12 protein-coding genes and 1 pseudogene are annotated in these 11,596 nt (G+C 63.3%); 7 read left to right on the forward strand and 6 right to left on the reverse strand.

Translation table 11 applies throughout. The features are described from left to right. From AC5DC2_RS11415 to ppa, 6 genes are all read left to right on the forward strand, one after another. On the forward strand, positions 1 to 239 hold a 239-nt coding region (locus AC5DC2_RS11415), incomplete at its 5' end, for an inositol monophosphatase family protein (RefSeq protein ID WP_491698563.1). Positions 240 to 306: 67 nt separating this feature from the next. Then, positions 307 to 540, forward strand: coding sequence for a DUF4170 domain-containing protein (locus AC5DC2_RS11420; protein WP_024706547.1), 234 nt, complete (start codon positions 307 to 309; stop codon positions 538 to 540). Between the two features lie 255 nt (positions 541 to 795). Then, positions 796 to 2,187: a 3-deoxy-D-manno-octulosonic acid transferase gene (locus AC5DC2_RS11425; RefSeq protein WP_491698564.1), complete on the forward strand. Its 1,392-nt coding sequence runs from the start codon at positions 796 to 798 to the stop codon at positions 2,185 to 2,187. Between the two features lie 47 nt (positions 2,188 to 2,234). After that, the gene (gene lpxK, locus AC5DC2_RS11430; protein ID WP_491698565.1) at positions 2,235 to 3,275 is read left to right on the forward strand and encodes a tetraacyldisaccharide 4'-kinase; all 1,041 of its coding nucleotides are present in this window, start codon (positions 2,235 to 2,237) and stop codon (positions 3,273 to 3,275) included. A gap of 111 nt (positions 3,276 to 3,386) precedes the next feature. Next, complete coding sequence (locus AC5DC2_RS11435; protein ID WP_024706550.1) at positions 3,387 to 3,893, forward strand: GNAT family N-acetyltransferase; 507 nt, start codon at positions 3,387 to 3,389, stop codon at positions 3,891 to 3,893. Positions 3,894 to 4,011: 118 nt separating this feature from the next. After that, on the forward strand, positions 4,012 to 4,545 hold the full coding sequence (gene ppa / locus AC5DC2_RS11440; protein ID WP_024706551.1) for an inorganic diphosphatase: 534 nt from the start codon (positions 4,012 to 4,014) through the stop codon (positions 4,543 to 4,545). Between the two features lie 149 nt (positions 4,546 to 4,694). On the opposite strand, the gene AC5DC2_RS11445 is transcribed toward ppa, so the two are convergent. Continuing rightward, the gene (locus AC5DC2_RS11445) at positions 4,695 to 4,985 is read right to left on the reverse strand and encodes a YggT family protein (RefSeq protein WP_024706552.1); all 291 of its coding nucleotides are present in this window, start codon (positions 4,983 to 4,985) and stop codon (positions 4,695 to 4,697) included. A 138-nt stretch (positions 4,986 to 5,123) separates the two neighbouring features. On the opposite strand from AC5DC2_RS11445, the gene AC5DC2_RS11450 reads away from it, so the two are divergent. Further along, positions 5,124 to 6,371, forward strand: a complete 1,248-nt coding sequence (locus AC5DC2_RS11450; protein ID WP_491698566.1) for an MFS transporter — start codon at positions 5,124 to 5,126, stop codon at positions 6,369 to 6,371. 7 nt (positions 6,372 to 6,378) lie between these two features. Here the strand turns inward: AC5DC2_RS11450 and AC5DC2_RS11455 are convergent, their stop codons facing one another. From AC5DC2_RS11455 to AC5DC2_RS11475, 5 genes and pseudogenes are all read right to left on the reverse strand, one after another. Next, positions 6,379 to 7,080 (reverse strand): glutamine amidotransferase, encoded by a 702-nt coding sequence (locus tag AC5DC2_RS11455; protein WP_024706554.1) that lies wholly within the window; start codon positions 7,078 to 7,080, stop codon positions 6,379 to 6,381. Then, positions 7,073 to 7,561 carry a tellurite resistance TerB family protein gene (locus AC5DC2_RS11460; RefSeq protein ID WP_024706555.1) on the reverse strand — a complete coding sequence of 163 codons (489 nt, stop codon included), beginning with the start codon at positions 7,559 to 7,561 and terminating at the stop codon, positions 7,073 to 7,075. Before AC5DC2_RS11460 ends, AC5DC2_RS11455 begins: the two co-directional genes overlap by 8 nt. Before the next feature lie 119 nt (positions 7,562 to 7,680). Then, positions 7,681 to 9,579: a heme biosynthesis protein HemY gene (locus AC5DC2_RS11465; RefSeq protein ID WP_024706556.1), complete on the reverse strand. Its 1,899-nt coding sequence runs from the start codon at positions 9,577 to 9,579 to the stop codon at positions 7,681 to 7,683. A 12-nt stretch (positions 9,580 to 9,591) separates the two neighbouring features. Beyond that, positions 9,592 to 10,845 (reverse strand): COG4223 family protein, encoded by a 1,254-nt coding sequence (locus AC5DC2_RS11470; protein ID WP_491698567.1) that lies wholly within the window; start codon positions 10,843 to 10,845, stop codon positions 9,592 to 9,594. Between the two features lie 167 nt (positions 10,846 to 11,012). Next, a pseudogene (locus AC5DC2_RS11475) lies at positions 11,013 to 11,543 on the reverse strand (uroporphyrinogen-III synthase); the annotation flags it as partial. Between the last annotated feature and the right edge of the window lie 53 nt (positions 11,544 to 11,596).

Consider the following 11,596-nt stretch of genomic DNA (forward strand, 5'->3'; position numbering starts at 1 on the left):
GGCTTGCGCTCGTGGCCGAGGGCCGGCTTGACGGCACGCTGGTCAAGCCGAACTCCCACGACTGGGACCTGGCCGCGGCCGACATCATCCTTTCGCGCGCCGGAGCGACGCTTCTCGATGACAGGGGCAAAGCGCTTTTCTATAACCGTCCGGGCGTGCGTCACGGTACGCTCTTTGCCGGCAACCGGGCGCTGGTCGACACGCTGTTGCGGCAATTCGGCCCGCCCGGACAATCTTGACAAGAGCAATCAAACCTTCGACACACTGGCCGGAGGAATTGAGGCAAACGAACAAGTGAGGCTCAACATGGCTGATACGGTTGAAAACAAGCAGTTGCTGCATCTCGTCTTCGGCGGCGAACTGGAAAACCTGAAAAGCATGAAATTCACCGATCTCGACGCGCTCGACATCGTGGGCATCTATCCGAATTACGCGAGCGCCCATGCGGCCTGGAAATCAAAGGCCCAGCAGACGGTCGACAACGCCCATATGCGTTATTTCATTGTTCATCTGCACCGCCTTCTCGATCCCGAAAGCTGATCCTCGCGAGCGGTTTCCTTTTTTTCGCCGCACGGACATGTTTTAGACGTTCTGCAGATTAGCGCATTCTATGTAAGTAGATTTCTGCGTTACTTTGCGTTTTTTGTTGAACGCAGCGGCAAAACGACATTTTTCGAAAATGTTGGCTTGGTCCGGATTCCCGCTTGGTGGTATTTCTAGGAACAGGTGATTCGCGTTTTGGTAGCGGTGCGGCTGCCTGTCCTTAGGTTTCAGAACGGGGATGCGGACGAAGGTATGAAAACTGGTTCATCAGTTTGGCTCGCCAATAACGGGTACCGGCTCGGTGGTGTTCTCGGCTATCCTCTATTGTGGGCGATACTTCAGTATCGCAAGCACAAGGGCAAGGAAGAACGCGGTCGCCTCGGCGAACGTTTCGGGCGGTCCGGGCGCATCCGTCCGGACGGACCGCTGGTCTGGGTCCATGCCGCAAGCGTCGGCGAAACGCTTGCCGTGACGCAGCTGATCGAAGAGATCAGGGGCTGCGGTCTCTCCATTCTCCTGACGACGGGAACCGTCACTTCGGCCAGGCTCGCCGCGGAGCGTTTCGGCGATGACGTGATCCACCAATATGTGCCGATCGACGCAATCCCGGCCGTCTCCCGGTTTCTCGATTACTGGCGGCCGGATCTGGCCGTAAACGTGGAAACGGAGGTCTGGCCGGTCACGATCGGCGAGCTTGCCCGCCGCAAGATTGCGCAGATCATCGTCAACGGCCGGATTTCCGATCGCTCCTTCGAACGCTGGATGCATCGCCGGGAACTGGCGCGCAGCCTGTTCTCGCGCTTTTCCTTGGTCATGGCCCAGACCGGCCTCGACGCCGAACGGTTTTCCGATCTCGGCGCCCTGCATGTCACGGTGACCGGAAACCTGAAGGTTGATCGCGATGCGCCGCCGGCTGATGACCATCTTGTCCGGACCTTGCGCGAGGCGATCGGCGAGCGGCCCGTCTGGGCCGCGATTTCGACCTTTGACGGCGAGGAGAAGATCGCCGCCGACGTGCATGTGGCGCTGCGCGGCAAGCATCGCGGCCTCCTGACCGTGATCGTGCCGCGCCATCCCGATCGCGGCGATGTGCTGGCGGGGCTCTTTGCCGCGAAGGGGCTGAATGTCTGCCGTCGTTCGCTCGGCGAAATACCGGTGGAAGAGACGGATATTCTTCTGGGCGACACGATGGGGGATATGGGCCTCTACCTGCGCCTCACCGAAATCGCTTTCGTCGGCCGTTCGCTGGTTGCCAAGGGCGGGCAGAACCCGCTGGAGCCGGCCATGCTCGGCGTGGCGGTGATCACCGGCCCCTATATCGACAATTTCCGCGACACCTACAGGCAGCTTCGCCAGCGCGGCGCGGTGCGCACCGTCGAAGGGCCGGAAGCGCTGATGCAGTCGGTCGATTTTCTCTTAAGCGACCGGGATGCGCGCGGCCTGATGATTTCGGCCGGCTATGCCGGCGTCCGGGACATGCGCGGCGCGCTGATCAAGACGATGAAGGGGATGGAGCGCTTTCTGGCGCCCCTGCGGCTGGAGGCCCGGTTCTTCGCCCGGCCGCGGCCCGTTCCTGAAAAGAAGCGCACCGTCAATATCAAGGACAAGATTGCGAGCCAGGATCTGCGCAAGGCTCTTCGCTGAAGGCGCGCCCTTTCCTCTTGTCGTCAAACGGGGGCGGCCTTTTTCGCATGAAGACGACAATCCATGCATTCTGGTGGCGGAAGGGCCACGTGCTGAGCTTCGTTCTCTGGCCGTTCTCGCGCCTTTACGGGGCCATTGCCGGCCGTCGCATGCGGCGGGCGAAAGGGGCAAGCGTTTCCGTTCCGGTCCTGTGCGTGGGCAATTTCACCGTTGGCGGAACAGGGAAGACGCCGGTCGCGGAAGCGCTGGCGAAGGCGGCCATTGCCGCGGGTCGAAAGCCCGGTTTCGTGTTGCGGGGCTACGGCGCGAAGGTAACCTCGGCGCGTCTGGTGGATCCCGAACGGCATACCCATGCCGATGTGGGCGACGAGGCGCTGATGCTGTCGCGCACCGCGCCTGCGGCCGTTTCTCCGGCGCGCGTTGATGCGGCGGAGCTCTTGGTGAGTGAGGGCGTTGACTTCATCATCATGGATGACGGGTTGCAGAGCGGCAGGCTGAGGCCCGACTTCACGGTCGCCGTGGTGGATGCCAGGCGCGGCTTTGGCAACGGCCTGTGCCTGCCGGCGGGGCCTTTGAGAGCGCCGCTTGCCGCCCAGTTTCCGAAAGCCGATGTCGTTCTCCTCAACGGCGAGGGACCAGGCGCGGCGGATGTCGCCGCCGTTGCGCGGCAGGCGCATGTGCCGGTCGAGCGTTTCAGCCAGAAGCCGGCGGGCGATGAGGCTGACCGGCTCGCTGGCCGCCATGTGCTCGCCTATGCCGGGATCGGCGACCCCGACAAGTTCTTCGATACGCTTGAAGGGCTTGGCGCGATCGTTGCCGAACGCGTGCGGCTTGCCGACCATGAAGCGATCACGCCGGCGCGGGCCCGCAATCTTGTTGCCCGGGCAAATGCCGACGCGCTTTCGCCGGTCACGACCGCCAAGGATATGGCGCGGCTTTCCGGCGCGACGGACAGCGACCTTGCAGCCCTGCGCGCGCTGAGCGCGGTTCTGGAGATCACCGCTGTTTTCGAGGACCCGTTGATGCCCGATTGCCTCGTATCGGCCGCTGCCGATGCTTTCAAGCGGCGGGACGGCAGGTCAGCCTGATCGAGCTGAGCGGATGCCGCCGGGCCTCCGGTTCGATTTGGTGTGGGCAAATGACGTCGATTGTCGTATTCTCGGCCTGTGCCGAGAGAGAAAGAATATCGGTAGGGTGCCATGAGGATATTGTCTGGCGATGTGCGCCCCGCGAAAGCGGACGATGCGGAAAAGATCGCAAACGTGCACTGGCGCGCCTGGCAGCATACCTATGCGGGCATTATTCCCCATGCCGTTCTTCAGAGGATGATCACCGAGCGCAATCTTTCCTGGTGGCGGCGGGCGATCGCCAGCGAGGAAACGCTTCTGGTGCTCGCTGTCGAGGGCGAGCCGGTGGGCTATGCCAGCGTCGGCCTCAACCGGGTGAAGACCTTGCCGCAGGAAGGCGAGATCTACGAGATCTATCTTCTGCCCGAATATCAGGGGCTCGGCTTTGGCCGCGAACTGTTCGAGGCGGCGCGCCGGCTGCTGAACTCGCTCGGCTGCAAGGGCACGATCTGCTGGGCGATCGACACGCTCGACCAGGCCGCCCTCTTCTTCAGCGGGCTCGGCGGCAAGCCTCTCGCCTTCGCCGAGGAGCACTATGGCGACCGGCTGATCGGCAGGATTTCCTACGCCTGGGACTGACTGTCGTGGCCTGCGGCACACGCCGACCGGGAAATTAACGGAAGTCATTTCGCGTTATTGCTTTGTCCGTCCAATTTGATTATCCAAGTCGCGATATTTTCCCTGTTTGGAGGCACCTATGCGTATTGAAGCGATTTCCATCGGCAAGAACCCGCCGGACGATATCAACGTTATTGTCGAAGTGCCGATGGGCGGCCAGCCGATCAAGTACGAAATGGACAAGGATGCCGGCGTTCTGGTCGTCGACCGCTTCCTCTATACGCCGATGATGTATCCCGGCAATTACGGCTTCGTGCCCCACACGCTTTCCGATGACGGCGACCCGATCGACGTGCTGATCTGCAATTTTCGGCCGCTGATGCCCGGTTGCGTGATCAATGTCCGCCCGATCGGCGTGATGATGATGGAAGACAATTCCGGCAAGGACGAAAAGATCATCGCCGTCCCCTCGCAGGATGTCAGCGCCCGCTTCGACAAGGTCCAGAATTTCACCGACATTCCGGAAATCCAGCTGAAACAGGTCGAGCACTTCTTCGAGCACTACAAGGATCTGGAACCCGGCAAATGGGTCAAGATCTTCGGCTGGCACGATGTCAACGAAGCCAAGAAGCTGATCGTCGAGGCGATCGAACGCGCCAAACAGAAGGGCTGAGGCTTTTCACGTTCCGCGTCTTCGGTTTGATGCGCGCAACGACGACGCCGGGTCTCGAGAGCCCGGCGTTTTCAGTTTTATCAAGACAGACGACCGGCTCGCGCAGGCAAACCGGGCGACCGGCAGACCGCTGCGAAGCTCCCGAGCGCTCAGTAAAACTGCGGGATCAGGCCGGTCACGATCAGGCGCTGCAGGAAGAACACGATCAACAGGACGATCACCGGGGAAATGTCGATTCCGCCCAGGTTGGGCAGGAAATTGCGGATCGGTCGATAGACCGGCTCGGTGATGGCATAGAGCGCGCGGCCGATCGAATTGATGAATTCGCTGCGCGCATTGATGATGTTGAATGCATAAAGCCAGGAGAATATGGCGCTGGCGATGATCACCCACTTATAGATTTCAAGTGCGTAATAAACCGTCTCGAGTAGCGCGATCATTGAAAACTCCCGTTTTTTCCTTGCAAACATTTAGACATTCAAATCTAAACGGGCAAGGGGCCTCTGGTCTTCGACGGTTGAGATCGTTCGAAAATCCGGAACAGTCTCGCTATTCGTTTTCCGGAAAGCCTTGTCCAGATGATAAACTCGGAGACCGGCGCCCGCTTCGACGCCTTTCGACACCGAAGCTACGCCCTTTACTTCTTCTCGCGCTTCCTCGGCACCTTTGCCGTCCAGATCGTCTCCGTCGCAGTTGGCTGGCAGATGTATGACGAGACCGGAAACGCTTTCTATCTCGGCCTGATCGGGCTTTTCCAGTTCCTGCCCTCGCTGCTTCTGACGCTGGTGACCGGCACGGTCGCCGACCGTTACAACCGACGGATGATCGCGGCGATCTGCTTTGCCGTCGCGACTGCGTGCGCCGCCGCCCTGCTGACGATCACGGCGCTCGGGCTTTTCTCGCCCTGGCCGGTCTTCGCGCTTCTCGCCGTTTTCGGCACGGAGCGGGCTTTCTCCGGACCGGCGCTGCAATCCCTGGCGCCGAACCTGGTGCCGGAAAAGGACCTTGCCAACGCGATTGCGTGGAATTCCTCGTCCTGGCAGATTGCCTCCATCGTCGGGCCGGTTGCCGGCGGCCTGCTTTACGGCGGCGGCGCGGTGCTGGCCTATTCCACCGCCCTTGCGCTTTTCGCTGGCGCGACCGTGCTGATGCTGATGGTGCCGAAACCTGCGAACCGGCGTCCGCAAAGCGCCGTCTCGTTTGAAAGCATCCTCGCCGGCTTCCGCTTCATCACCACCGAGAAGGTCGTGCTCGGCGCGATCTCGCTCGACCTGTTCGTGGTGCTTCTCGGCGGCGCCGTGGCGCTGATGCCGGTCTTTGCGCGCGATGTTCTCGATCTCGGTCCCTGGGGGCTCGGCCTTCTGCGCGCCGCGCCCGGCGTTGGCGGCGTGCTCGTCGCGCTGGTTCTGGCAAGCGTGCCGATCCGCCACCATGCCGGCTACTACATGTTCGCGGGCGTCGCCCTGTTCGGCCTGTCAACGATCGTCTTCGGTGTTTCCGCCAGCCCGTGGATTTCGATTGCGGCGCTTGCGGTGATGGGCGGCGCGGACATGATTTCGGTCTATGTGCGCGAAACCCTGATCGCTTTGTGGACGCCGGACGAATTGCGCGGTCGGGTCAATGCCGTGAACATGGTGTTCGTCGGCGCCTCCAACGAACTCGGCGAGTTCCGCGCCGGCACCATGGCCCATGTCATCGGCGCGGTCCCCGCCGTCATCTTCGGCGGCGTCGGGTCGCTGGCCGTCGCCGGCATCTGGGCGATGAAATTCACCAAGCTGCGCAATGTCGACAGTCTGGAAACGCCCGACCATCTCGTCGGGCGATAGGGCCCGCTCAGCCGGCTTCCTCGAAGACGATGTCGAGGAAATTGTCGAGCCAGGCTTTCAGGGCGCGGTCATGCAGCATGCGGCCTTCCAGATGCGCGCTGCCCGGCTGCGCTTTCGGCAGGGTGAAACGGCTTGCGCCGCGCACCACCCAGCTCTGCATCATCATCCGCGTCAGCTCGGCGTGAAACTGCACGCCGTAAGCCTTCTTGCCGTAACGATAGGCCTGGTTGGGGTAAAGGTCGCCGCGCGCCAGAAGCTCGGCCCCATGCGGCAGATCGAAACCCTCCCGGTGGAACTGGTAGACCATGGAGGGCCATTTCATCAGCATCCGGCCATTGTTGGTGGCCTCGATCGGATACCAGCCGATCTCCACCGAGCCGTCATGATTGCCGTAGACCTTCGCGCCCAGTTGTCGGGCCAGCATCTGCGCGCCGAGGCAGATGCCGAGGAAGGGGCGATCTTCCTTGAGCGGAACATCAAGCCAGTCGATCTCGCGGCGGACATAGTCCTCATTGTCGTTGGCGCTCATCGGGCCGCCGAAAACGACGGCGCCGGAGTGGTTTTCGAGCGTTGAAGGCAGGGTGTCGCCGAGGGCAGGGCGTCGAATGTCAAGGGGGAAGCGCTTCTGCATGAGCAACTGGCCGACCCGCCCGGGCGTCGAACGTTCCTGATGCAGGATGATCAGGACCGGTTTCTTTCTGTCATTCATCGCTTTCGCTATCTTTCTCGTCCGCAATCTTCGCCCTTTTCAGCGCCGCTTGCCGTTCCAGCACACGGTCGCGTCCGGAAACGCCGACCAGTTCGGCAATCCGCCAGACCACATTGTCTTCCATCTCGGTGCGGTTGCCATCGGCATAGGCGATGTCCCAGAGCAGCCCGATCAGCCGGATGCGCTGGTCTTCATCGAGATGCCGTTTCACATCGGAGGTGAAGCGGTAGAAGTCGACGGCCTCGCTGCCGGCCTCTTCGCCGGCCGTAATCAGGTCCTCCAGCCCCGCGCCATGCAGGCCGTACTGGCTTTCCATCAGTTCGCGCAGGCGCTTCTGCTCGCTCTCGCTCACCACGCCGTCGGCTTCCATCACCTGATAGCAGAGCGCAACGACGGCGACGCGGGCATCATTCGGCCGGGTGCTTTCATCCGCGCCGTCATTGGTGATGTCCTGGAGAAACCGGCTGATTTTTTCGAACATGCGGGAAGTGCCTTGCTGGTGAGTCTGAAAACATCATGGCGCGCTGGCGCTCTTCCGCCAATAGGCCAATAGCACCCGCGCAGTCAAATTACGGTTATGACAATTGCCAGGACGGTCGGTCAGAAAAATCTGCGTTTTTTCGCCGGCGGCGGATCGTCGTCTTCACCGTCGTCAATGCCCGGATCATCCGGCGTGCGTCCACCGAAGGGCGAGAGACCCGCTTTCCTGTCGGCCTCGTCTTCCTCCTCCGGACCGCTTTCGGCGGGGCGGGGCGGCGCGTACGCGTCCTCGGCCGGCTTGTCGGTGGACACGGGATCCGCATGCGCGGCCTTCCGGTCGCCCTCCGGCTCGCCATTCGCCTTTATGCCATCGGCAGGCGCTTCGCGCGCCGTCTCGGAGGCTTCGCGCTGTTCGCGTGCCTCCTCCTCTGCGCTTCGGGCAGGGGTGCGGGCAACTTTTTCTTCTGTCTCGGCGATATGCGCGGCCTCGGTGACGGCGGCCGGCGCGGCGGCAGCCGCATCGATCACCGTCGGGGCTTCCGGCTTGTCACCGGTCGGGCCCTTCGGGGCATCGCTTGCCATGGCCTCGGCTTCCGCTTCCGCGGCGTCATCGAAGATCGGGGCATCTTCGGCGGGCTTTTCGTCATCCGCCTTCGCGCCGCCGACGGGCGGCAGGCTCCTGAGCGCCTCGTCCAGACGGGTCGCCGAGCCTTCCTCGACCGGCCCCTCGATCGCGCCATAGGGCACTTTCCACTCGAAGGCGTCGATCTTGCCGGTCGCCGGCGAGAAGGGGCGCCAGTATTCGGACACCAGTCCGTCGGCGACCCAGGTCGGGTCGCGCTCGGCGCGCAGCGCCTGCGCCATCCAGTGGCGCACGCGGCCCTGGTCTCCGGTCTCCGCTTCCTCGATATCGGCGAGCAGGAGGAAGGCGCTTTCGCGCGACTGCATGCGGGCGGCGGCCTCTGCCTTGGTGCGCGCCTTGTCGAATTCGCGCGCATCGAGCGCCGCCCGGGCGACCACCATAAGCGAAACCGGATTGTTGGGCTTCAGACCCTCCAGCTTCTCGGCCCGCCGCAGTCGGTCTACCGCGGTGTCGCCGCCGCGCGCCCGCACATAGAGCGCGCCGGTCTGCGGGTGCGGCTCCTTCTTCCAGACCATTTCCAGCACGCCGGCGGATTTTCTCAGATTGCCCTGCGCCAGATAGGCCTTGGCGGCAATAATCGCGGCCGGATGAAAATCATCGCGCAGCTTCAGCGCCTGAAGCGCGTCGGCGGCTGCGCCCTTGGTGTCGGTGTCCAGTTTGCTTTCCGCCCGCGCCGTGAGCAGCACCGCTTTCAGGCGGGCGGAATCCTGCTTGTCGGTCACCCTGGCGGAACGCTGCTGGTCGAGCAGGCGGATGGCATCGTCCCAGCGGCCCTGGCGGGTGCGGGCCTCGAGCGTCGCCTTGGCGGCCCAGGCGAGATAGGGCGCCTTGTCGGCGGCGCGCTCGGCATATTGCTGGGCGGCTTCTTCCGCGCCGACGCGCTTGGCCTCAAGGTAAAGCCCGCGCAGGCCAAGTTCCTGCGTTTCCGGGTCTTCGGCCATGGTCTCGAACAGCCGGCGGGCCTTGTCGTGATTGCCCTCGATCAGCGCCACCTGCGCATCCAGCACATGAATGAGCGGTTCCTGGTCGACGCTGAGCAGCGCGTGGGCGCGCGTGCTCATCTTGCGCGCCATCACCAGATTGCCGGATCCCGCGGCGATCAGCCCGGTGGAGATTGCCTGATAGCCGCGGTCGCGCTTGCGGGCGCGGAAATAGCGGCGAACGCTGTTGGGTGACGTCCAGAGCGCGCTCACCAGCCACCAGACCACCATGACGACGAAAATCAGCGCGATCAGCAGCGCCAGCGCCGTGGTCAGCGGCGTCTGGAACAATTGTCCCTGCCAGGTCAGCGTCAGTTCGCCGGGACGGTCCGCGAACCAGGAAAAGCCGAGCGCGAAGGCGAGAACGACGAGCGCGAAGATGAGCAGCCTGATCATGTCGTTCCTTCCTTAGTTGGCCGGGGCCGTCGCGGCGCCCGCAACCGGCGCGCCGGCGGTGCTGGAAAGTGCGCCGGACAGCGCTTCCGAGACCAGGTCATCGGCCTTGATGCGGGCGGATAGCGATTGTTCGAAATCCGCGGAAACGGCCCTGGCGTCTTCGGGAAGCGATTGCCATTCCTGCTCGGCCTGTTTCAGCTTGCCTGCTTTGAGGTCGTTCTCGATGCGCGCGACGATCGCCGGCACGCCGTCGCCCTGGACATCACCGACGGGTCGTACATTGACGAGGCCCTTGGCGCTGTCGACGAGACGGTTGAAGATACCGGTATCAGGTGGTGGCTGGTCGGCGGCCTCGATGATGTCGTTGGCAAGCGACGAAAACTGTTCGGTCAGGGCCTCGCGCGTCGGCACGCCGTCTTGCGCCAGTGATTGCAGCGCGGATAGGTCGGCATTCTGAGGCGCGACCTGGGCATAGGTGGAGAGTTCGGCGGCGAAATCATCGCCCCGGTCAATGGCCGATTTCAGACCGGCGGCCGCGATCGCGCGGGCAACGGCAAGATCCTTTCCGGGCGTGTTCACCTTCTGCTCAAGCGCCGAAAGTTTCTGCTGCATGGTCTGCCGGTCGGAACTGACCGCGCTTTTCAGACTGTCATTTTCCTGGGCAAGCGACTGCAGTTGGCTGGCATCCGACTGAACCGTCTTCTGCAGCTCGGCCACCTGGCTTTGAAGGGCGGAAAGGCCGTCGCCGCCATTGCCGGAGAGGCTTTCAACACGTGTTTTCAAGGCAGAAAGATCGGAACGGAGCGTGTTGACGGCGCCCGACTGGTCGCCGGATTTGAGCGCGGCAACCTCTTGCCGGAGCGCGGAAAATTCCTCCTGCAGCCTTGCCGAAGCGCTGGTCTGGCCGAAAACGCCGGAATAGAAAAGCGCGGCGGCCCCCGCCAGTGCGATCATGCCCCCGGCAAGCCCTGCCGCAAGCAGAGGCCCTGCGCCGGGCCCGCGCCTATTGTCTTCCGGCGGTTCATCGTTTTTCGGCGGCGGCGGCGCGCTGCCGTCACCCGGCGCTGTTCCGGCGTTCTTGTCGCCGGCTGTCGCCTCGTCCGTCTCGCTTTCCGTTTCGGCCGGCGTCTCGTCGGCGCCGTGTTCCTCATGGCGCTTGATCGCGGCCGCCACATCGGCCATTGCGGTCTTGACGGCAGCGTCATTTTCCTCAGGCGCAGCGGGTGGGGTCGCGGGCTCGCGGCCGGTATCGTCCGCCGGCGTCATGGTATTCTCCTCGCGTTTATCGTTCTTCGGGGGCTGTGACGGCGTGTCCGAAACCATGGTTACCTCTTTTGCGCTTCATGCCGCTAAGTTAGAGGGCGCGCGCTGTTTAGAAAAGGTCTTTGTGGGCTTGTTGTTCCCGGCAAAAGGTCGAACGCGGCAAAACGCCGTCAATTCAGAAGCGCGAGCAGGCCTTCCTCGTCTGGCGCCCCGCCAATCCTGACCGAGGCGGAGAGGCAAGCGGGAACCGATGCCGCCACCTTGGCGCTGAGACAGAGGAAAAGCGGGTTCAGCCCGTACTCCGCAAGCAATTGCGGCGGGGCCAGCGCAAAGAAGCGCGCGGCCGCGGCCGCCGAGTAAAACAGCACGGCTTGAGGCCTTGCAGCCTCCAGGATGGCTACGACCGGCAGATCGGCGACCGGCCGCATCGCATAGGCCGTCACGGTTTCGAAAGCCAGGTCGAGCCGTCGAAGCGCTGCCTCGAAAAAGGGCGCGCGCGGATCGCCGGCGAGATAAAGCAGCGGGCCATCGCCTGGGGGCGGGAAGGCGGCGATGGTCTCGGCCAGACGCTCACCGTCGCCGCCGCCATCGATGACGCGGGTGAAGCCTGCGGCGCGCGCGGCCCTTGCCGTCTTGTCGCCGACGGCGAAAAGCGGCCGATCCCGCATGTCGGCCGCATCGCGACCCGCATCGATTTTTTGAAGCGCCTCGGCGCTGGTGAGACGGCCCGTGGGTTACTCTCATCGCTGCTGTT

It is taken from the genome of Martelella sp. (assembly GCF_984369615.1).